The following is a 538-nucleotide window of genomic DNA, read 5'->3' as shown; positions in this document are numbered from 1 at the left end:
GAGGGAGAGCTGGGCGTGCGAATGGGTTTTATACCCCTGATTGCTACGCCAGGTCGAACGGCATTCAACCTGAGGCAGATGAGGAGAAAACCAATAGGTTTGTTTGACGCGGTACACCGCCGACATGGGAAAGACTCTTTATCACGATTTACTTTACCCTACTGGCTGCATGCAGGTTTGTCGAGGGGAATGGCGGCTGACGTTTGCCGCTGTCTGTGGGACAATAGTCGCAGGATTGGACAGACATAGGGAAGGCATGGCGCTCACCCCCACCATCAAGCAGCAAATCGACCAGTGGTATAAGGCGCTGCAACAACATATTCCTGATTTTATCTCCCGGGCTCCACAGCGACAGATGATCGCCGAAGTGGCGAAAACCCTGGCGGGTGAGTACCCGCGTCACGCAGTGATTGAGGCACCTACCGGCGTGGGCAAAACCTTGTCCTACCTGATCCCCGGTATCGCGATTGCGCGCGCAGAGGGCAAGACGCTGGTGATCAGCACCGCCAACATCGCGTTGCAGGATCAGATTGTCACC

Annotated in this window: 1 protein-coding gene; it reads left to right on the top strand. The window is 55.8% G+C overall.

Annotation, left to right across the window (positions count from 1 at the left end):
• Nucleotides 1-256 precede the first annotated feature (256 nt).
• A partial coding sequence (locus J5069_RS24070) for a DEAD/DEAH box helicase (RefSeq protein WP_264646154.1) occupies nt 257-538 on the top strand: 282 nt, incomplete at its 3' end.

It is taken from the genome of Candidatus Symbiopectobacterium sp. NZEC127, assembly GCF_025962675.1.
GTDB lineage: Bacteria > Pseudomonadota > Gammaproteobacteria > Enterobacterales > Enterobacteriaceae > Symbiopectobacterium.
This window is presented reverse-complemented; position numbering and strand designations above follow the sequence as displayed.